The sequence below is a fragment of the Enterobacter sp. BWH64 genome (assembly GCF_001037645.1).
Taxonomy (GTDB): Bacteria; Pseudomonadota; Gammaproteobacteria; order Enterobacterales; family Enterobacteriaceae; genus Enterobacter; species Enterobacter hormaechei_C.
This window is the reverse complement of the sequence record NZ_KQ089922.1, coordinates 470,244-488,497: the sequence shown is the minus strand read 5'-3', so window position 1 is coordinate 488,497 and position 18,254 is coordinate 470,244. Positions and strand designations below refer to the sequence as shown.

The 18,254-nt window shown below is 56.2% G+C and carries 14 protein-coding genes, 4 tRNA genes and 2 rRNA genes; 5 read left to right on the top strand and 15 right to left on the bottom strand.

The window, feature by feature from the left end; genetic code table 11:
• Positions 1–104: 104 nt before the first annotated feature.
• Together SK50_RS02325 and trmL are read left to right on the top strand one after the other, a co-directional pair.
• Positions 105–1,445, top strand: a complete 1,341-nt coding sequence (locus tag SK50_RS02325; RefSeq protein WP_047056518.1) for an MFS transporter — start codon at positions 105–107, stop codon at positions 1,443–1,445.
• A 45-nt stretch (positions 1,446–1,490) separates the two neighbouring features.
• Positions 1,491–1,964: a tRNA (uridine(34)/cytosine(34)/5-carboxymethylaminomethyluridine(34)-2'-O)-methyltransferase TrmL gene (gene trmL / locus SK50_RS02320; protein ID WP_003860178.1), complete on the top strand. Its 474-nt coding sequence runs from the start codon at positions 1,491–1,493 to the stop codon at positions 1,962–1,964.
• Positions 1,965–2,002: 38 nt separating this feature from the next.
• Here trmL and ilvC read toward each other — a convergent pair whose 3' ends face one another.
• A complete protein-coding gene (ilvC, locus tag SK50_RS02315) occupies positions 2,003–3,478 on the bottom strand; it encodes a ketol-acid reductoisomerase (RefSeq protein WP_023295615.1) in 1,476 nt (491 codons plus the stop codon).
• Between the two features lie 152 nt (positions 3,479–3,630).
• Between ilvC and ilvY the strand changes: the two genes are divergently transcribed.
• Entirely contained in the window at positions 3,631–4,521 is an 891-nt protein-coding gene (ilvY, locus tag SK50_RS02310) for an HTH-type transcriptional activator IlvY (RefSeq protein WP_017693777.1), read from the top strand.
• 97 nt (positions 4,522–4,618) lie between these two features.
• Here ilvY and ilvA read toward each other — a convergent pair whose 3' ends face one another.
• The 7 genes from ilvA to ilvL form a co-directional block, all read right to left on the bottom strand.
• Positions 4,619–6,163 carry a threonine ammonia-lyase, biosynthetic gene (gene ilvA, locus SK50_RS02305; protein WP_026094330.1) on the bottom strand — a complete coding sequence of 515 codons (1,545 nt, stop codon included), beginning with the start codon at positions 6,161–6,163 and terminating at the stop codon, positions 4,619–4,621.
• A 2-nt stretch (positions 6,164–6,165) separates the two neighbouring features.
• Positions 6,166–8,016, bottom strand: coding sequence for a dihydroxy-acid dehydratase (ilvD, locus tag SK50_RS02300; protein ID WP_048229061.1), 1,851 nt, complete (start codon positions 8,014–8,016; stop codon positions 6,166–6,168).
• A gap of 60 nt (positions 8,017–8,076) precedes the next feature.
• The gene (gene ilvE / locus SK50_RS02295; protein ID WP_003860182.1) at positions 8,077–9,006 is read right to left on the bottom strand and encodes a branched-chain-amino-acid transaminase; all 930 of its coding nucleotides are present in this window, start codon (positions 9,004–9,006) and stop codon (positions 8,077–8,079) included.
• Between the two features lie 18 nt (positions 9,007–9,024).
• Positions 9,025–9,288: an acetolactate synthase 2 small subunit gene (ilvM, locus tag SK50_RS02290; protein WP_003860184.1), complete on the bottom strand. Its 264-nt coding sequence runs from the start codon at positions 9,286–9,288 to the stop codon at positions 9,025–9,027.
• Complete coding sequence (gene ilvG / locus SK50_RS02285; protein ID WP_045344792.1) at positions 9,285–10,931, bottom strand: acetolactate synthase 2 catalytic subunit; 1,647 nt, start codon at positions 10,929–10,931, stop codon at positions 9,285–9,287. Before ilvG ends, ilvM begins: the two co-directional genes overlap by 4 nt.
• Before the next feature lie 2 nt (positions 10,932–10,933).
• Positions 10,934–10,984 (bottom strand): peptide IlvX, encoded by a 51-nt coding sequence (ilvX, locus tag SK50_RS24080; protein WP_166792073.1) that lies wholly within the window; start codon positions 10,982–10,984, stop codon positions 10,934–10,936.
• A gap of 86 nt (positions 10,985–11,070) precedes the next feature.
• On the bottom strand, positions 11,071–11,169 hold the full coding sequence (gene ilvL, locus SK50_RS23000; protein ID WP_001311244.1) for an ilv operon leader peptide: 99 nt from the start codon (positions 11,167–11,169) through the stop codon (positions 11,071–11,073).
• Between the two features lie 340 nt (positions 11,170–11,509).
• Between ilvL and SK50_RS02280 the strand changes: the two genes are divergently transcribed.
• A complete protein-coding gene (locus tag SK50_RS02280) occupies positions 11,510–13,030 on the top strand; it encodes a YifB family Mg chelatase-like AAA ATPase (protein ID WP_017382571.1) in 1,521 nt (506 codons plus the stop codon).
• Positions 13,031–13,057: 27 nt separating this feature from the next.
• On the opposite strand, the gene SK50_RS02275 is transcribed toward SK50_RS02280, so the two are convergent.
• On the bottom strand, positions 13,058–13,396 hold the full coding sequence (locus SK50_RS02275) for a MaoP family protein (RefSeq protein WP_006808641.1): 339 nt from the start codon (positions 13,394–13,396) through the stop codon (positions 13,058–13,060).
• Between the two features lie 118 nt (positions 13,397–13,514).
• Between SK50_RS02275 and hdfR the strand changes: the two genes are divergently transcribed.
• Positions 13,515–14,336 (top strand): HTH-type transcriptional regulator HdfR, encoded by an 822-nt coding sequence (gene hdfR / locus SK50_RS02270; RefSeq protein WP_017382570.1) that lies wholly within the window; start codon positions 13,515–13,517, stop codon positions 14,334–14,336.
• A gap of 99 nt (positions 14,337–14,435) precedes the next feature.
• On the opposite strand, the gene SK50_RS02265 is transcribed toward hdfR, so the two are convergent.
• The 6 genes from SK50_RS02265 to SK50_RS02240 form a co-directional block, all read right to left on the bottom strand.
• Positions 14,436–14,511 (bottom strand) — tRNA-Trp (locus tag SK50_RS02265).
• Positions 14,512–14,563: 52 nt separating this feature from the next.
• A tRNA-Asp gene (locus tag SK50_RS02260) sits at positions 14,564–14,640 on the bottom strand.
• A gap of 55 nt (positions 14,641–14,695) precedes the next feature.
• Positions 14,696–14,811: ribosomal RNA gene (gene rrf / locus SK50_RS02255) — 5S ribosomal RNA — on the bottom strand.
• A 69-nt stretch (positions 14,812–14,880) separates the two neighbouring features.
• Positions 14,881–17,785: ribosomal RNA gene (locus SK50_RS02250) — 23S ribosomal RNA — on the bottom strand.
• A 170-nt stretch (positions 17,786–17,955) separates the two neighbouring features.
• Positions 17,956–18,031, bottom strand: a tRNA-Ala gene (locus tag SK50_RS02245).
• 105 nt (positions 18,032–18,136) lie between these two features.
• A tRNA-Ile gene (locus tag SK50_RS02240) sits at positions 18,137–18,213 on the bottom strand.
• Positions 18,214–18,254 lie beyond the last annotated feature (41 nt).

Genomic DNA, 18,254 nt, shown 5'->3' with positions numbered 1-18,254 from the left:
CGTAACATTCTGGATAAGAAAATTTGACATCCACCTGCCTTCCGCAATTGTATAGACAAGCAAATACAAGAACACAAAAACAACATCAGATCGGAGTGGAGCGTATGGCGTATTCAGGTAAGGTGGATATTCAGCAGGTGATCGATGAAAGTCCTTTTTCAGGGTTTCACTGGCTTCTTATTGTGCTGGGCTTTCTGGTGCTGGCGATTGATGGGTTTGATACCGCAGCGATGGGTTACATTGCGCCTACGCTGTCGACGGAGTGGGGAATACATAAACAGGATCTGGGGCCGGTGCTGAGTGCGGCGCTGCTGGGGCTGTCGCTGGGTGCCCTGATTGCAGGTCCGGTATCGGACCGGATGGGACGCAAGCGCGTGCTGGTCTTTTCGTGTCTGTTCTTCGGCCTGGCGAGCCTGGGCACGGCCTGGGCGCAAAGTCTGAATACCCTGACGCTATGGCGATTTCTGACAGGCCTCGGCCTCGGCGCCGCAATGCCTAACGCCATTACGCTGATCTCCGAGTTTGCCCCCCAGCGCTGCCGCGCCATGGCAATTAACACCATGTACTGCGGCTTTCCGCTGGGTGCGGCGGGCGGCGGGGCGATCTCGTCCTGGCTTATCCCTCACCATGGCTGGCGAAGCGTGCTGCTGACCGGCGCGATTGCGCCGCTGATTTTAACGGTGCTGCTGGCGCTGCTGTTGCCGGAGTCGGTGAAGTTTCTGGTGCAGCGCGGGAAAGACGTCGCCCAGGTTCGCCGCATCGCCAGCCGGTTCGCCCGCAGCACGCTGGATAGCGTCACGGGCTTTTTCCTCGCGGAGGAGAAAGTCGCGTCGAAAAAAGGCAGCGTGTCGCAGCTGTTTTCCATGCCCTGGCTGCCCGGCACCCTGATGCTGTGGGTCACCTATTTTATGGGGCTGGTGATTTATTACGTCCTGCTGAGCTGGATGCCAACGCTGATGCAGGGGATGGGATATGCGCTGGCGGAATCCGCCTGGCTTACCTCGCTGTTCACCTTCGGCGGCACCGCTGGCATTTTGCTCGCGGGCTGGATGATGGATCGCTGGGAAGCGCACAAGGTGGTCGCGTGTGGTTTCGTGCTGACGATGGGCCTGATTCTTTTACTCGGCATTGAGCATAACCATATCGCCCTGTTTGGCGGGTTAATTTTCCTGATGGGGATCGCGATGAACGGCGCGCAGTCGGGCATGCAGACCCTGGCCGCCACCTTTTACCCTACCGAGTGCCGTGCGACGGGTATCGCCTGGATGCAGGGGATCGGCCGCTTCGGCGGCGTGGCGGGCACCCTGACCAGCGCCCAGCTTCTTTCCATGCAGTGGCAGGCGGACAGTATTTTAATGATCCTCAGCGTACCTGCTCTCGTGGCTGCGGCGGCAACCGTCTACAAAATGCTGTATAGCCGCGCGCAGGAGCCGGGCGTCGCCTAGTCCCTCTCTTTTCTGCTATTCTGCCCCCGCAATTAAGGGGGCAGCATGCTTAACATCGTCTTATTCGAACCAGAAATTCCGCCGAACACCGGCAATATTATCCGCCTGTGCGCCAACACCGGTTTTCGTCTGCACATCATTGAGCCGATGGGCTTTACGTGGGACGACAAACGTCTGCGCCGCGCGGGGCTGGACTACCATGAGTTTACCGCCGTCGTTCGTCATCACGATTACGCCGCGTTTCTGGGATCCGAAAAACCACAGCGCATGTTCGCCCTGACCACCAAAGGTACGCCAGCGCACAGCGCCGTAAGCTATCAGGACGGGGATTATCTGATGTTTGGTCCGGAAACCCGCGGCCTGCCGGCCACCATTCTGGATGCCCTGCCCGCTGAGCAGAAAATTCGTATTCCGATGATGCCGGACAGCCGCAGCATGAACCTGTCGAATGCGGTGTCGGTGGTGGTGTATGAGGCGTGGCGCCAGCTGGGTTATCCCGGCGCGATATTGCGTAGCTAAAACAGTTCGGGTGGCTTACGCCACCCGATTCGTCGTGTTTAGCCTGCTACCGCGATACGTTTCATATCGGTCATGTAGCCACGCAGTTTCTGGCCCACTTTCTCGATTTCGTGGCTGCGAATCGCTTCGTTGACGTCACGCAGCTGCGCGTTATCAACCGCTCCTTCCGCAATCGCCTGGCCCAGATCGCCCGCTTGCAGGGTGGTCATGAACTCTTTCAGCAGCGGTACGCAGGCGTAAGAGAACAGGTAGTTACCGTACTCGGCAGTATCGGAGATCACCACGTTCATCTCATACAGACGTTTACGAGCGATGGTGTTTGCGATCAGCGGCAGCTCGTGCAGCGATTCGTAGTACGCAGATTCTTCAATGATGCCCGAATCCACCATGGTTTCGAACGCCAGCTCAACGCCCGCTTTCACCATCGCGATCATCAGGACGCCTTTATCGAAGTACTCCTGCTCGGTGATCTTGCCGTCATACTGTGGTGCGGTTTCGAACGCGGTTTTACCGGTCTCTTCGCGCCAGGTCAGCAGTTTCTTATCGTCATTCGCCCAGTCCGCCATCATGCCGGAAGAGAACTCGCCGGAGATGATGTCGTCCATGTGTTTCTGGAACAGCGGCGCCATGATGGTTTTCAGCTGTTCAGACAGCGCGTAAGCACGCAGTTTTGCCGGGTTGGACAGACGGTCCATCATCAGCGTAATGCCGCCCTGCTTCAGCGCTTCGGTGATGGTTTCCCAGCCGAACTGAATCAGTTTTTCCGCGTATGCCGGATCGGTGCCTTCTTCCACCAGCTTGTCGAAGCACAGCAGAGAGCCGGCCTGGAGCATGCCGCACAGGATGGTCTGCTCGCCCATCAGGTCAGATTTCACTTCCGCAACGAAGGAAGATTCCAGCACGCCCGCACGATGGCCGCCAGTGGCCGCAGCCCAGGCTTTGGCAATCGCCATGCCTTCGCCTTTCGGATCGTTTTCCGGGTGAACGGCGATCAGCGTCGGTACGCCGAAGCCACGTTTGTACTCTTCGCGCACTTCGGTGCCCGGGCACTTCGGTGCCACCATCACCACGGTGATGTCTTTACGGATCTGCTCGCCCACTTCAACGATGTTGAAGCCGTGGGAGTAACCCAGCGCGGCGCCGTCTTTCATCAGCGGCTGTACGGAACGCACAACGTCAGAGTGCTGCTTGTCCGGCGTCAGGTTAACCACCAGATCCGCCTGCGGGATCAGCTCTTCGTAGGTGCCCACTTTGAAGCCGTTTTCGGTCGCTTTACGCCAGGAAGCACGCTTCTCAGCAATCGCTTCTTTGCGCAGGGCATAGGAGATATCCAGCCCGGAGTCACGCATGTTCAGGCCCTGGTTCAGACCCTGTGCGCCACAGCCGACAATGACCACTTTTTTACCCTGAAGGTAGCTCGCGCCATCAGCAAATTCATCGCGCGCCATGAAGCGGCATTTGCCCAGCTGCGCCAGCTGCTGGCGCAAGTTCAGTGTATTGAAGTAGTTAGCCATGGGTGATACCTCGTGATGTTGTGTGTCTTATTGTTCGGTTCGCGTTTCAGCGAGAATGTACCCACATTACAACAGGAAATTTATTGCGGAAATTGATATATTCACAACGTCACATTGCAATTTATGCAATGTAAAAAGAGGGAGTGGAATCGGTGGATTTACGCGATCTGAAAATGTTCCTGCACCTGGCGGAAAGCCGTCACTTTGGCCGTAGCGCCCGGGCGATGCACGTCAGCCCCTCCACGCTGTCGCGCCAGATCCAGCGCCTTGAGGAAGACCTCGGCCAGCCGCTGTTCGTGCGCGATAACCGCACCGTCACCCTCACGGAAGCAGGTGAAGAGCTGCGCATCTTTGCTCAGCAGACGTTATTACAGTATCAGCAGCTGCGGCACACCATCGACCAGCAGGGGCCGTCGCTTTCCGGCGAGCTGCATATTTTCTGTTCCGTGACCGCTGCCTACAGCCATCTTCCCCCCATTCTCGACCGCTTCCGCGCGGAACATCCGTCGGTTGAAATTAAGCTCACCACCGGCGATGCCGCCGACGCGATGGAAAAAGTGGTGACGGGCGAAGCGGATCTCGCCATTGCCGGGAAACCCGAAACGCTGCCGGGGGCGGTGGCGTTCTCGATGCTGGAGAATCTGGCGGTAGTGCTGATTGCCCCGGCGCTGCCCTGCCCGGTGCGCAACCAGGTTTCGGTGGAGAAACCGGACTGGTCCACGGTGCCGTTTATCATGGCCGATCAGGGGCCGGTGCGCCGCCGCATTGAGCTGTGGTTCCGCCGCCAGAAGATCAGTAACCCGTCGATTTACGCCACGGTCGGCGGCCATGAGGCGATGGTATCGATGGTGGCGCTCGGCTGCGGCGTAGCGCTGCTACCGGAAGTGGTGCTGGAAAACAGCCCAGAGCCGGTGCGCAATCGCGTGATGATTTTAGAACGCAGCGACGAGAAAACGCCGTTCGAGCTAGGCGTGTGCGCACAAAAAAAGCGGCTGCATGAGCCGCTTATTGATGCGTTCTGGACGATATTGCCGAACCACTAAAGCCGGGTGGCGCTGCGCTTACCCGGCCTACACGCAGTTCAACCCTTAGAACGTAGGCCTGATAAGCGCAGCGCCATCAGGCATTTTCCCGAACAACCTAACCCGCCAGGAAGAAACGGAACGCCGGGTTGTGGGTTTCGTCATGGCACTCATAGCCCAGCTCGTTCAGGCGCGTTTCGAAATCCGGTTCGTGCTCGCCCAGCTCGAACGCCGCCAGTACGCGGCCATAGTCGGTGCCGTGGCTGCGGTAGTGGAACAGAGAGATGTTCCAGTGCGTGCCCAACGTGTGCAGGAACTTGAGCAGCGCGCCCGGCGATTCCGGGAACTCGAAGCTGAACAGGCGTTCCTTGAGCGGCTTGGATGGACGGCCGCCGACCATGTAACGCACGTGCAGCTTCGCCATCTCGTCGTCGGAGAGATCGACCACGCTGTAGCCACCGTCATGCAGCAGGCTGAGGATCTCTTTGCGCTCCTCCACGCCACGGCTCAGACGCACGCCGACAAAAATGCACGCATCTTTGGCATCGGCAAAGCGGTAGTTGAACTCCGTTACCGAGCGGCCGCCCAGCAGCTGGCAGAACTTCAGGAAGCTACCCTTCTCTTCCGGAATGGTCACCGCCAGCAGCGCTTCACGCTGTTCGCCCAGTTCGCAGCGCTCGGAAACGTAGCGTAGACCGTGGAAGTTCACGTTGGCGCCGGAAAGCACGTGCGCCAGACGCTCGCCGCGAATATTGTGCTGGGCGATGTATTTTTTCATTCCCGCCAGCGCCAGCGCGCCGGATGGTTCCGCCACCGCACGCACATCCTCGAAGAGATCTTTCATCGCCGCGCAGATAGCGTCGCTGTCGACGGTGACGATATCGTCGAGATACTCCTGGCACAGGCGGAACGTTTCATCGCCAATGCGCTTCACCGCCACGCCCTCGGCGAACAGCCCGACGCGCGGCAGATCTACCGGATGTCCGGCGTCCAGCGCCGCCTTCAGGCAGGCAGAGTCTTCCGCTTCAACCGCAATCACTTTGATCTGCGGCATCAGCTGTTTGATCAGCACCGCCACACCTGCGGCTAAGCCACCGCCGCCCACCGGGACGAAAACGCGGTCGAGATGGGCGTCCTGCTGCAACAGTTCCAGCGCCAGCGTACCCTGCCCGGCAATCACCATCGGGTGATCGAACGGCGGCACCCAGGTGAAGCCCTGCTGCTGCGCCAGCTCAATCGCTTTGGCTTTGGCTTCGTCAAAGTTAGCGCCGTGAAGCAGCACTTCTCCGCCGAACCCGCGCACCGCGTCGACCTTGATATCTGCGGTGGCGACCGGCATCACGATCAGCGCCTTCAGCCCCAGACGCGCCGAGGAGAACGCCACGCCCTGCGCGTGATTGCCCGCCGAGGCGGTAATCACCCCGCGCGCTTTCTGCTCGTCCGTCAGCCCGGCCATCATCGCGTAGGCGCCGCGCAGCTTGAAGCTGTGCACCGGCTGCCTGTCTTCACGCTTCACCAGAATGACGTTGTCGAGACGCGAAGAGAGTTTGTCCATTTTTTGCAGGGGCGTGACCTGCACCGCTTCATAGACCGGCGCGCGTAGTACCGCTCTCAGGTATTCCGCCCCCTCCGGGGCGGCGGATAAGGGTTGTGACTCGGCCATCATTAGCCCCCCAGTTTAGATTTATCGCGCACCGCGCCTTTATCTGCACTGGTGGCAAGACTCGCGTAAGCGCGCAGGGCGAACGAGACTTCACGCTGACGATCTTTCGGCGTCCAGGCTTTGTCGCCGCGGGCTTCCTGCGCCTCACGACGGGCCGCAATCTCCTGGTCACTCAGCTTCAGCTGAATGCCGCGGTTCGGAATGTCGATTTCGATCAGGTCGCCATCTTCGATGATCGCGATATTGCCGCCGCTTGCCGCTTCTGGCGAGACGTGACCAATGGAGAGGCCTGACGTGCCGCCAGAGAATCGACCATCGGTGATCAGCGCGCAGGCTTTGCCGAGGCCCATCGATTTCAGGAAGGTGGTCGGGTAGAGCATCTCCTGCATGCCCGGACCGCCTTTCGGCCCTTCGTAGCGAATGACCACCACGTCGCCTTCCACCACTTTGCCGCCGAGGATAGCGTCTACCGCTTCGTCCTGGCTTTCATACACTTTTGCCGGGCCGGTAAATTTCAGGATGCTGTCGTCCACGCCTGCGGTTTTCACAATGCAGCCATTTTCCGCGAAGTTACCGTACAGCACGGCCAAACCGCCGTCTTTGCTGTAGGCATGTTCCAGCGAGCGAATGCAGCCTTCGGCGCGATCGTCATCCAGCGTGTCCCAGCGGCAATCCTGCGAGAACGCTTGGGTGGTACGGATGCCCGCCGGACCGGCGCGATACATGTTTTTCACCGCGTCGTCTTTGGTCAGCATCACGTCGTACTGCTCCAGCGACTCCGGCAGCGTCAGGCCGAGCACGTTTTTCACGTCGCGGTTCAGCAGCCCGGTGCGATCCAGCTCGCCGAGAATACCAATCACGCCACCCGCACGGTGGACATCTTCCATGTGGTACTTCTGGGTACTCGGCGCGACTTTACACAGCTGCGGCACTTTGCGGGAGAGCTTGTCGATGTCGCTCATGGTGAAGTCGATTTCAGCTTCCTGCGCGGCGGCCAGCAGGTGCAGAACGGTGTTGGTGGAACCGCCCATGGCGATATCCAGCGTCATGGCGTTTTCGAACGCCGCTTTGCTGGCGATGTTACGCGGCAGCGCGCTGGCGTCGTCCTGCTCGTAGTAGCGTTTGGTCAGCTCAACGATGCGCTTGCCCGCGTTAAGGAACAGCTGCTTACGGTCAGCGTGGGTCGCCAGCAGCGAGCCGTTGCCCGGCTGAGACAGGCCCAGCGCTTCGGTCAGGCAGTTCATGGAGTTGGCGGTGAACATCCCGGAACAGGAGCCGCAGGTCGGGCACGCGGAGCGTTCCACCTGGTCGCTCTGCTCGTCAGAGACTTTCGGGTCCGCGCCCTGGATCATCGCATCGACCAGGTCGAGCTTGATGATTTTGTCGGAGAGCTTGGTTTTCCCCGCTTCCATTGGGCCACCAGAGACGAAGATCACCGGAATGTTCAGGCGCAGGGAAGCCATCAGCATCCCCGGGGTGATTTTGTCGCAGTTGGAGATACAGACCATCGCATCGGCGCAGTGGGCATTAACCATGTACTCCACCGAGTCGGCGATCAGCTCGCGCGACGGCAGTGAATAGAGCATTCCCCCGTGGCCCATTGCGATACCGTCATCCACCGCAATGGTGTTGAACTCTTTCGCCACGCCGCCGGAGGCTTCGATTTGCTCGGCAACCAGCTTACCGAGATCGCGCAGGTGCACGTGGCCCGGCACAAACTGGGTGAAGGAGTTCACCACGGCGATAATTGGCTTGCCGAAATCGGCGTCGGTCATTCCGGTGGCGCGCCACAGTGCGCGGGCACCCGCCATATTACGGCCGTGGGTGGTGGTGGCTGAACGATACTTAGGCATGCTTTATTTACTCCCGTCTGACTATTTAATGGGACGGTGCGTGCCGTCCCAAATTTATATTTAGTGATTAACCTGATCCAACCAGCCGTATTTGTCTTCTGTTTCGCCGGTGAAGAGGCCGAAGAAGGCTTGCTGAATGCGTTTGGTGACCGGGCCACAGCGGCCTTCGCCCACCTGAATGCCATCGACGCTACGCACCGGCGTAATTTCAGCCGCGGTACCGGACATGAACACTTCGTCAGCCAGGTACAGGGATTCGCGGGACAGTACCTGCTCGCGCACTTCGATACCCAGATCTTTTGCCAGCTTGATGATGGCGTCGCGGGTGATGCCCGGCAGCGCGGACGAAGTGAATGGCGGCGTAAACAGAATGCCGTCTTTCACTTCAAACAGGTTTTCACCCGCGCCTTCGGAGATGTAGCCATTCACATCCAGCGCGATACCTTCCTGATAGCCGTGACGGCGCGCTTCGCTGCCGACCAGCAGTGAGGAAAGGTAGTTACCGCCCGCTTTAGCCGCAGTCGGGATAGTGTTTGGCGCCACGCGGTTCCAGGAAGAAACCATTGCGTCGATCCCCTGATCCAGCGCTTCCGCGCCCAGGTAGGCGCCCCACGGGAACGCAGCAATGATCACATCGGTGTTATAGCCAGCGGGCGGGTTGACGCCCATGCCAACATCACCCACGAAGACCAGCGGACGAATATAGGCGCTGGTCAGTTTGTTCTGGCGAATCACCTCGCGGCAGGCTTCCATCAGCTCATCAACGCTTTGGGAGACCGGGAAACGATAAATTTTGGCTGAGTCATGCAGACGCTGCATGTGTTCGCGATGGCGGAACACCACTGGCCCTTTGTGAGAGTCGTAGCAACGGATCCCTTCAAACACGGAGGTGCCGTAGTGCAGCGCGTGGGACATCACGTGAACTTTCGCGTCTTCCCAGCGAACCATCTCACCATTGAACCAAATGTAATCAGCTTTTTTTGTCGTCATTTTTTCGTCCTGTCACGCTTAAGCGCGGATTTGTTGTGATGTGGTTGTGCTCTGGCAGATGGCAACATGGGCAACGTCTACCAGTTTTGATAACTGACTAAACAGTAAGTCGACCGGCCGCGGGCTAGCAACGGTTAATTCGATACTGATGTTCTGCGCGTCGGTGGCCGTTTCCATATTCATAGAGCAAATCTGAAAGCCACGGTGGCGAACCACGCGCAATACGCGTTCTAACGTTTCCGGGTTGAAGCGAGCCTGCACGGCGACCTGATGTTGCATCATGATAATTTCTCCAGCATTTGTGAGTTACTGGCACCGGGCGGTACCAACGGCCAGACGTTCTCAAGCTCGTCGATTGAGACATGAAGCAGGTATGGCCCTTCGCTTGACAGCATGGTGTCGAGTGCCGCTTCAACCTGGTCTTTACGGGTGATGTGCTGGCCAGGAATGCCGAAGGCGCTGGCCAGGGTGAGGAAATCGGGGTTATCGGTCAGGGTCGTTTCGCTGTAACGCTCCTGGAAGAACAGCTGCTGCCACTGGCGAACCATGCCTAAACGCTGGTTATCGAGCAAGACGATCTTCAGCGGTAACTGCTTACGCTTCACGGTGCCGAGCTCCTGGACGTTCATCATGAAGGAGCCGTCACCGGAGATACAGATAACGGTATCGTTCGGGCGGGCAACCTGCGCGCCAACGGCTGCTGGCAGACCGAAGCCCATCGTCCCTAACCCGCTCGAGGTGATAAAGTTCTCCGGGCGGGTGTAGGTCATGTGCTGGGCTGACCACATCTGATGCTGGCCGACATCCGTCGTTACCACGCTGTCTGCGGGTTTACGGTCTGACAGCTGTTTCAACAGCAGCGGCGCATAGATGGCGTCGCCTGGGTGATCGTAACGCCACGCGTGTTCAGTACGCATATCAGCGGTGTGCTGACGCCATGAGTTGATATCCAGCGGCTGCTCCAGCGCCGGTAACAGCACGTTAAGATCGCCCTGCAACGCGACATGCGCCTGACGCAGTTTGCTCATCTCCGCCGGGTCGATGTCCATATGGATCACTTTGGCGTTCGGCGCGAAGGTATTCAGCTTGCCGGTAACGCGGTCGTCAAAACGTGCGCCGACGGCGATAAGCAAGTCGCATTCCTGCACCGCCAGGTTTGCCGCTTTGGTACCATGCATCCCCAGCATGCCGAGGTAGTACGGGTAATCTGCCTCTACCGCACCGAGACCTTTCAGCGTGCAGGTGGCGGGCATTTGCGTGGTCGCAATGAACGCGCGAAGCGCCGGAACAGCCTGCGCCATGCCCACGCCGCCGCCTACGTACAGCATCGGTTGTTTGGCCTGCGCCATCATCTGTCGCGCCTCTTCCACCTCTGCATGCGGGAACGCATTATCGCTTTCCACGGTAGAGAAATGCGGCTCCAGTTCGCCGAGTGCAACCTGGATATCTTTCGGGATATCAACCAGAACCGGGCCAGGACGGCCAGAGCTGGCAACCTCGAACGCTTCGGCCATCACCCGCGGCAGCTCTTCGAGAGACTGAACGAGGAAGCTGTGTTTGGTGCAGGCCAGCGATAAACCGAGCACATCCACTTCCTGAAAGGCATCGGTGCCGATGAACGGAGAGGCCACCTGGCCGGTGATCGCCACCACGGGTACGGAGTCGAGCAGCGCGTCAGCCAGGCCGGTGATCAGGTTCGTTGCGCCGGGACCTGAGGTGGCCATACAGACGCCAGTTTTACCGGCCGCACGGGCATAACCGATGGCGGCCATCGCTGCGCCCTGCTCGTGTCGGCACAACAGGTGTTCCACGCCGCCGTCATACAGAGCATCGTAAATCGGCATAATTGCGCCACCCGGATAACCGAATACGGTTTCAACTCCCTGCGCGCGCAACGCATGTACTACCCATTGTGCCCCATTCATAGTTAGTTCCCCGTCATAAATCTGGAGAAACAGAATTTTGTGCTAGTCGTCATTCTCTGCTCCTCATTTAAGTTTTTTAGTCATAAAAAAACCCCCGGACCTTTCGGTGCGGGGGTCTTAGTTCGTTAAGGCTTGATTTCTAAGCCTTTCCTCGTCCAAGTGCAGCCCCGCACGGTGGGATAATAATCACCACCACGCTAATCACGACCAGGCTAATCACTCGTAGAAGGGCTGTCATTTTCAGTTCTTTTTGCATCTTGTTCGAAGGAATACCTAAAGAGTTACCACAGATATTTCATCTGACACAAGATTTTTTTATGACCTGTTTCTGTAGCAGGCGAACTATTTCTTTCAAAATCGTTGTTTTATATAGGGAAAAAATAGAAATGAAGATTTTTCATTTTTTTGTCCTGTTTCATCAGGCAAGGGACGCATGATTTCTTTTCTGCGAGGCCGATTCCACCGACATTTAAGGATTACATTTTGCCGCTAAAAGGCTGGAACGAGCGCCGTAATTCAGTGAATTAGTGCTAAACAGGAAAAAATGATGCTGGCATAGTCACCGCCAAGGAGGGCTTATGTCACTGTCAGTTGTTTATACACGCGCGGCCATCGGCGTGAAGGCACCGCTTATTTCTGTAGAGGTTCATTTAAGTAATGGACTGCCCGGACTGACACTGGTCGGCTTACCAGAAACGACCGTTAAAGAGGCGAGGGATCGCGTGCGCAGCGCAATTATTAATAGCGGTTATGCTTTTCCGGCGAAGAAGATCACCATTAACCTTGCGCCCGCCGATTTGCCAAAGGAGGGAGGGCGATATGATTTACCTATTGCTATAGCGCTTCTCGCGGCTTCTGAACAGCTCAATACGCCAGGGCTAAGCTCGTGTGAGTTCGTGGGTGAATTAGCGCTTACAGGCGCGTTAAGAGGCGTTCCCGGAGCAATCTCGGGTGCGCTTGAAGCCATACGCGCGGGAAGACAAATCATTGTGGCCAATGAAAATGCCTCTGAAGTAAGCCTTATCGCCGAAAAGGGGTGTCTTGTCGCAGGACATTTGCAAGAGGTTTGCGCCTGGCTGGAAGGCCGACACGAGCTTGCCGAGCCGCAGGAGAATGACGAGGTGGCGCCAGCTTCGCCCGAGGATCTCAGCGATATTATGGGTCAGGAACAGGGTAAGCGGGCGTTAGAGATAACGGCCGCGGGTGGGCATAACCTGTTACTGATAGGTCCGCCAGGCACGGGGAAAACGATGCTGGCGAGCAGATTGAGCGGCCTGTTGCCACCCCTCAATAATCATGAAGCACTGGAAAGCGCCGCGATATTTAGCCTGGTCAGTTCTACGTCGCTGCATAAACAGTGGCGCCGCCGTCCTTTCCGCTCTCCACACCACAGTGCGTCTCTTACCGCGATGGTGGGCGGGGGTTCGATCCCCGGACCGGGTGAAATCTCACTGGCGCACAACGGCATTTTGTTTCTGGATGAATTGCCAGAGTTTGAACGCCGCGTGCTGGATGCATTGCGGGAGCCGATTGAATCCGGCGAAATCCATTTGTCTCGTACACGGGCCAAAATAAGCTACCCTGCGCAGTTTCAGCTAGTCGCGGCGATGAACCCTAGCCCTACGGGTCATTATCAGGGCAATCATAACCGCTGTACGCCGGAGCAGACGCTGCGCTATCTGAGTAAGCTGTCTGGCCCCTTTCTCGACCGTTTTGATTTATCTCTCGAGATCCCCCTGCCCCCGCCCGGTCTGCTGAGGCAAACCGGTATTAGGGGCGAAAGCTCATCAACTGTGCGTGAACGGGTTATTGCGGCGCAGGCGCGGCAGTATGCTCGTCAGAACAGGCTGAATGCCCGGCTGGATAACAGCGGGATCCGACAGTTTTGTTCTCTTAACGCTGAAGATGCAGGCTGGCTGGAAGATACACTGACGCGGTTTGGGCTATCCATTCGCGCGTGGCAGCGTTTGTTGAAAGTAGCGCGCACGGTCGCCGACGTGGAGGGCTGCCCCGGAATAGAGAGGCGGCATTTGCAGGAGGCATTAAGTTACCGTGCGATCGATCGGCTGCTGTTGCATCTGCAAAAAATGCTGGCGTAAAAAAAGGGGCCGTAGCCCCTTCTCTTCTTAATCGTCAGACTCGGTGTAGTCTTCTGCACCTTCCATCTGCGGCTTGCCGCCAGACAGCGTATGGAAACGCTTAGGACGCTTAATGCGAGCCATATACTTGATCCATACACGTTCTGCATCAGACTGCGGCTCACGCTCACCGCGGCAAACAGAGACAAACTGTTTTTCATCTTCGGTTGCCGGTTCACGTTTACCCAGATCCAGCTCGTTAAAGGCATAACCATGGCGCTCAAGAAGTTGAGCTTCTTTGATAGTGAAATCGCCGTGACGAGAGAACCCGCGCGGATAATGTTTATTGTCGAAAAAACGATTAGTCGTCGTAAAGCTTTCCGCCATCCTACACGCTCCTAATTCTTTGGCCGAGCTATTTATGGCGCGGAGTATTAGTTACGCTTGACAGAGTGTAAAACAAAACATTTAAATCATAACGACAAATAATTTTGTGGAGAAAGATGTGGATACGGAATTGCTAAAAACTTTCCTCGAAGTGAGCAGAACGCGACACTTTGGGCGAGCAGCTGAAGCCCTCTACCTGACGCAGTCAGCAGTCAGTTTTCGTATTCGACAGCTGGAAAATCAACTGGGTGTGAACCTTTTTACCCGCCATCGCAACAATATTCGTTTAACTCCGGCTGGTGAAAAGTTGTTGCCTTATGCAGAAACCCTGATGAATACCTGGCAGGCAGCGCGAAAGGATGTTGCGCACACCTCCCGGCATAATGAATTCTCGATTGGTGCCAGCGCTTCACTATGGGAATGCATGCTCAGCCAGTGGCTTATGCGGCTATATCGCACACACAATCATCTGCAATTTGAGGCGAGGATTGCGCAACGTCAGTCGCTGGTTAAGCAACTCCACGAGCGGCAGCTTGATCTGCTGATCACCACAGAAGCCCCCAAGATGGACGAATTTAGCAGCCAGATTGTTGGACAGTTTAGCCTGGCGCTCTATGCATCGGAGCCTGCAATGATGAAGGCCGACCTGAATTATTTACGCCTGGAATGGGGGCCTGATTTTCAGCAACACGAGACGGGGTTAATTGCCAGCGATGATATCCCGCAGCTCACGACAAGCTCAGCGGAGATCGCATGCCAGCATCTTCCCGCATTGAAAGGCTGTACCTGGTTACCTGTTCGCTGGGCGGATAATAAACCCGCACTCCATGTTGTCACCGATTCGACAACGCTCTCCAGGCCGCTGTATGCCATTTGGCTGCAAAACAGCGATAAGCAGTCGCAGATAAAAGATCTGTTAAAAACCAGCATACTGGATTAACGCAAAAGCCTGCGGAAACGCAGGCTGCTTATTCTTCAGGAAGGTGTTGAGCTGTTTTGCAGGCAAAAAAAATCCTTTGCCGAAGCAAAGGATTCTATATGGCAGGGGCGGAGAGACTCGAACTCGCGACACCCGGTTTTGGAGACCGGTGCTCTACCAACTGAGCTACGCCCCTAAAGTTTTTGCCATTAAGCCTGCCGGAAGGGCAGGCTTAATGTCTTAATAAGTGGCGGAACGGACGGGACTCGAACCCGCGACCCCCTGCGTGACAGGCAGGTATTCTAACCGACTGAACTACCGCTCCACCGAATACTTCTGTAACCACCGGATTAATGCACCGGCTTACTACTTAATTTGATGCCTGGCAGTTCCCTACTCTCACATGGGGAGACCCCACACTACCATCGGCGCTACGGCGTTTCACTTCTGAGTTCGGCATGGGGTCAGGTGGGACCACCGCGCTAAAGCCGCCAGGCAAATTCTGTTAATCTGTATCAGGCTGAAAATTGTGTCTGTCTCTTCGCCAAAACACCTTCGGCGTTGTAAGGTTAAGCCTCACGGTTCATTAGTATCGGTTAGCTCAACGCATCGCTGCGCTTACACACCCGACCTATCAACGTCATCGTCTTTAACGTTCCTTCAGGAGACTTAAAGTCTCAGGGAGAACTCATCTCGGGGCAAGTTTCGTGCTTAGATGCTTTCAGCACTTATCTCTTCCGCATTTAGCTACCGGGCAGTGCCATTGGCATGACAACCCGAACACCAGTGATGCGTCCACTCCGGTCCTCTCGTACTAGGAGCAGCCCCCCTCAATTCTCCAGCGCCCACGGCAGATAGGGACCGAACTGTCTCACGACGTTCTAAACCCAGCTCGCGTACCACTTTAAATGGCGAACAGCCATACCCTTGGGACCTACTTCAGCCCCAGGATGTGATGAGCCGACATCGAGGTGCCAAACACCGCCGTCGATATGAACTCTTGGGCGGTATCAGCCTGTTATCCCCGGAGTACCTTTTATCCGTTGAGCGATGGCCCTTCCATTCAGAACCACCGGATCACTATGACCTGCTTTCGCACCTGCTCGCGCCGTCACGCTCGCAGTCAAGCTGGCTTATGCCATTGCACTAACCTCCTGATGTCCGACCAGGATTAGCCAACCTTCGTGCTCCTCCGTTACTCTTTGGGAGGAGACCGCCCCAGTCAAACTACCCACCAGACACTGTCCGCAACCCGGATTACGGGTCTACGTTAGAACACCAGCCATTAAAGGGTGGTATTTCAAGGTTGGCTCCACGCAGACTGGCGTCCACGCTTCAAAGCCTCCCACCTATCCTACACATCAAGGACCAGTGTTCAGTGTCAAGCTATAGTAAAGGTTCACGGGGTCTTTCCGTCTTGCCGCGGGTACACTGCATCTTCACAGCGAGTTCAATTTCACTGAGTCTCGGGTGGAGACAGCCTGGCCATCATTACGCCATTCGTGCAGGTCGGAACTTACCCGACAAGGAATTTCGCTACCTTAGGACCGTTATAGTTACGGCCGCCGTTTACCGGGGCTTCGATCAAGAGCTTCGCGTTGCCGCTAACCCCATCAATTAACCTTCCGGCACCGGGCAGGCGTCACACCGTATACGTCCACTTTCGTGTTTGCACAGTGCTGTGTTTTTAATAAACAGTTGCAGCCAGCTGGTATCTTCGACTGATTTCAGCTCCGCCCGCAGGGGCTTCACCTACACATCAGCGTGCCTTCTCCCGAAGTTACGGCACCATTTTGCCTAGTTCCTTCACCCGAGTTCTCTCAAGCGCCTTGGTATTCTCTACCTGACCACCTGTGTCGGTTTGGGGTACGATTTCGTGTTACCTGATGCTTAGAGGCTTTTCCTGGAAGCAGGGCATTTATCACTTCAGCACCGTAGTGCCTCGTCATCACACCTCAGCGTTAACAAGGTACCGGATTTACCTGGAACCTCCGCCTACATGCTTAAACCGGGACAACCGTCGCCCGGCTGACATAGCCTTCTCCGTCCCCCCTTCGCAGTAACACCAAGTACAGGAATATTAACCTGTTTCCCATCGACTACGCCTTTCGGCCTCGCCTTAGGGGTCGACTCACCCTGCCCCGATTAACGTTGGACAGGAACCCTTGGTCTTCCGGCGAGCGGGCTTTTCACCCGCTTTATCGTTACTTATGTCAGCATTCGCACTTCTGATACCTCCAGCATGCCTCACAGCACACCTTCAACGGCTTACAGAACGCTCCCCTACCCAACAACACATAGTGTCGCTGCCGCAGCTTCGGTGCATGGTTTAGCCCCGTTACATCTTCCGCGCAGGCCGACTCGACCAGTGAGCTATTACGCTTTCTTTAAATGATGGCTGCTTCTAAGCCAACATCCTGGCTGTCTGTGCCTTCCCACATCGTTTCCCACTTAACCATGACTTTGGGACCTTAGCTGGCGGTCTGGGTTGTTTCCCTCTTCACGACGGACGTTAGCACCCGCCGTGTGTCTCCCGTGATAACATTCTTCGGTATTCGTAGTTTGCATCGGGTTGGTAAGCCGGGATGGCCCCCTAGCCGAAACAGTGCTCTACCCCCGAAGATGAGTTCACGAGGCGCTACCTAAATAGCTTTCGGGGAGAACCAGCTATCTCCCGGTTTGATTGGCCTTTCACCCCCAGCCACAGGTCATCCGCTAATTTTTCAACATTAGTCGGTTCGGTCCTCCAGTTAGTGTTACCCAACCTTCAACCTGCCCATGGCTAGATCACCGGGTTTCGGGTCTATACCCTGCAACTTAACGCCCAGTTAAGACTCGGTTTCCCTTCGGCTCCCCTATACGGTTAACCTTGCTACAGAATATAAGTCGCTGACCCATTATACAAAAGGTACGCAGTCACCCCATAAAGAGGCTCCCACTGCTTGTACGTACACGGTTTCAGGTTCTTTTTCACTCCCCTCGCCGGGGTTCTTTTCGCCTTTCCCTCACGGTACTGGTTCACTATCGGTCAGTCAGGAGTATTTAGCCTTGGAGGATGGTCCCCCCATATTCAGACAGGATACCACGTGTCCCGCCCTACTCTTCGAGTTCACAGCAAGTGTGCTTTCGTGTACGGGACTATCACCCTGTACCGTCGGACTTTCCAGACCGTTCCACTAACACACAAGCTGATTCAGACTCCGGGCTGCTCCCCGTTCGCTCGCCGCTACTGGGGGAATCTCGGTTGATTTCTTTTCCTCGGGGTACTTAGATGTTTCAGTTCCCCCGGTTCGCCTCGTTAACCTATGTATTCAGTTAACGATAGTGCAACGGATTGCACTGGGTTTCCCCATTCGGACATCGCCGGGTCAAAGGTTCATATCACCTCGCCGGCGCTTTTCGCAGATTAGCACGTCCTTCATCGCCTCTGACTGCCAGGGCATCCACCGTGTACGCTTAGTCGCTTAACCTCACAACCCGAAGATGTTTCACTTCTGATTGCGAAAATTTGAGAGACTCGAACACACATGAGCTGTGTGTCGTTTCAATTTTCAGCTTGATCCAGATTTTTAAAGAGCAAAACTTCGCAGTGCACCTTTTCAGGTTCACTCTGAAGTTTTCTTGTGTTCGCAGTAAAAGATGGTGGAGCTATGCGGGATCGAACCGCAGACCTCCTGCGTGCAAGGCAGGCGCTCTCCCAGCTGAGCTATAGCCCCATCGTAGTCACCTCTGTACCGGTAATTTTTGTTGAGGCAAGGCGTGGTGACACGAAGCATACTTATGTATGTGAGTGTCGCCGCAACGCAGCATCAGCAAAAATTTGGTAGGCCTGAGTGGACTTGAACCACCGACCTCACCCTTATCAGGGGTGCGCTCTAACCACCTGAGCTACAAGCCTGTAGAGGTTTTTTACTGCTGTTTTTCATCAGACAATCTGTG

Bases quoted from the DNA above. Each gene is read 5' to 3' on its own strand.
- ilvL (WP_001311244.1), bottom strand. From the start codon at position 11,169: ATGACAGCCCTTCTACGAGTGATTAGCCTGGTCGTGATTAGCGTGGTG.
- SK50_RS02325 (WP_047056518.1), top strand. From the start codon at position 105: ATGGCGTATTCAGGTAAGGTGGATATTCAGCAGGTGATCGATGAAAGT.
- trmL (WP_003860178.1), top strand. From the start codon at position 1,491: ATGCTTAACATCGTCTTATTCGAACCAGAAATTCCGCCGAACACCGGC.
- ilvD (WP_048229061.1), bottom strand. From the start codon at position 8,016: ATGCCTAAGTATCGTTCAGCCACCACCACCCACGGCCGTAATATGGCG.
- ilvA (WP_026094330.1), bottom strand. From the start codon at position 6,163: ATGGCCGAGTCACAACCCTTATCCGCCGCCCCGGAGGGGGCGGAATAC.
- ilvG (WP_045344792.1), bottom strand. From the start codon at position 10,931: ATGAATGGGGCACAATGGGTAGTACATGCGTTGCGCGCGCAGGGAGTT.
- ilvM (WP_003860184.1), bottom strand. From the start codon at position 9,288: ATGATGCAACATCAGGTCGCCGTGCAGGCTCGCTTCAACCCGGAAACG.
- SK50_RS02275 (WP_006808641.1), bottom strand. From the start codon at position 13,396: ATGGCGGAAAGCTTTACGACGACTAATCGTTTTTTCGACAATAAACAT.
- ilvC (WP_023295615.1), bottom strand. From the start codon at position 3,478: ATGGCTAACTACTTCAATACACTGAACTTGCGCCAGCAGCTGGCGCAG.
- ilvE (WP_003860182.1), bottom strand. From the start codon at position 9,006: ATGACGACAAAAAAAGCTGATTACATTTGGTTCAATGGTGAGATGGTT.
- SK50_RS02280 (WP_017382571.1), top strand. From the start codon at position 11,510: ATGTCACTGTCAGTTGTTTATACACGCGCGGCCATCGGCGTGAAGGCA.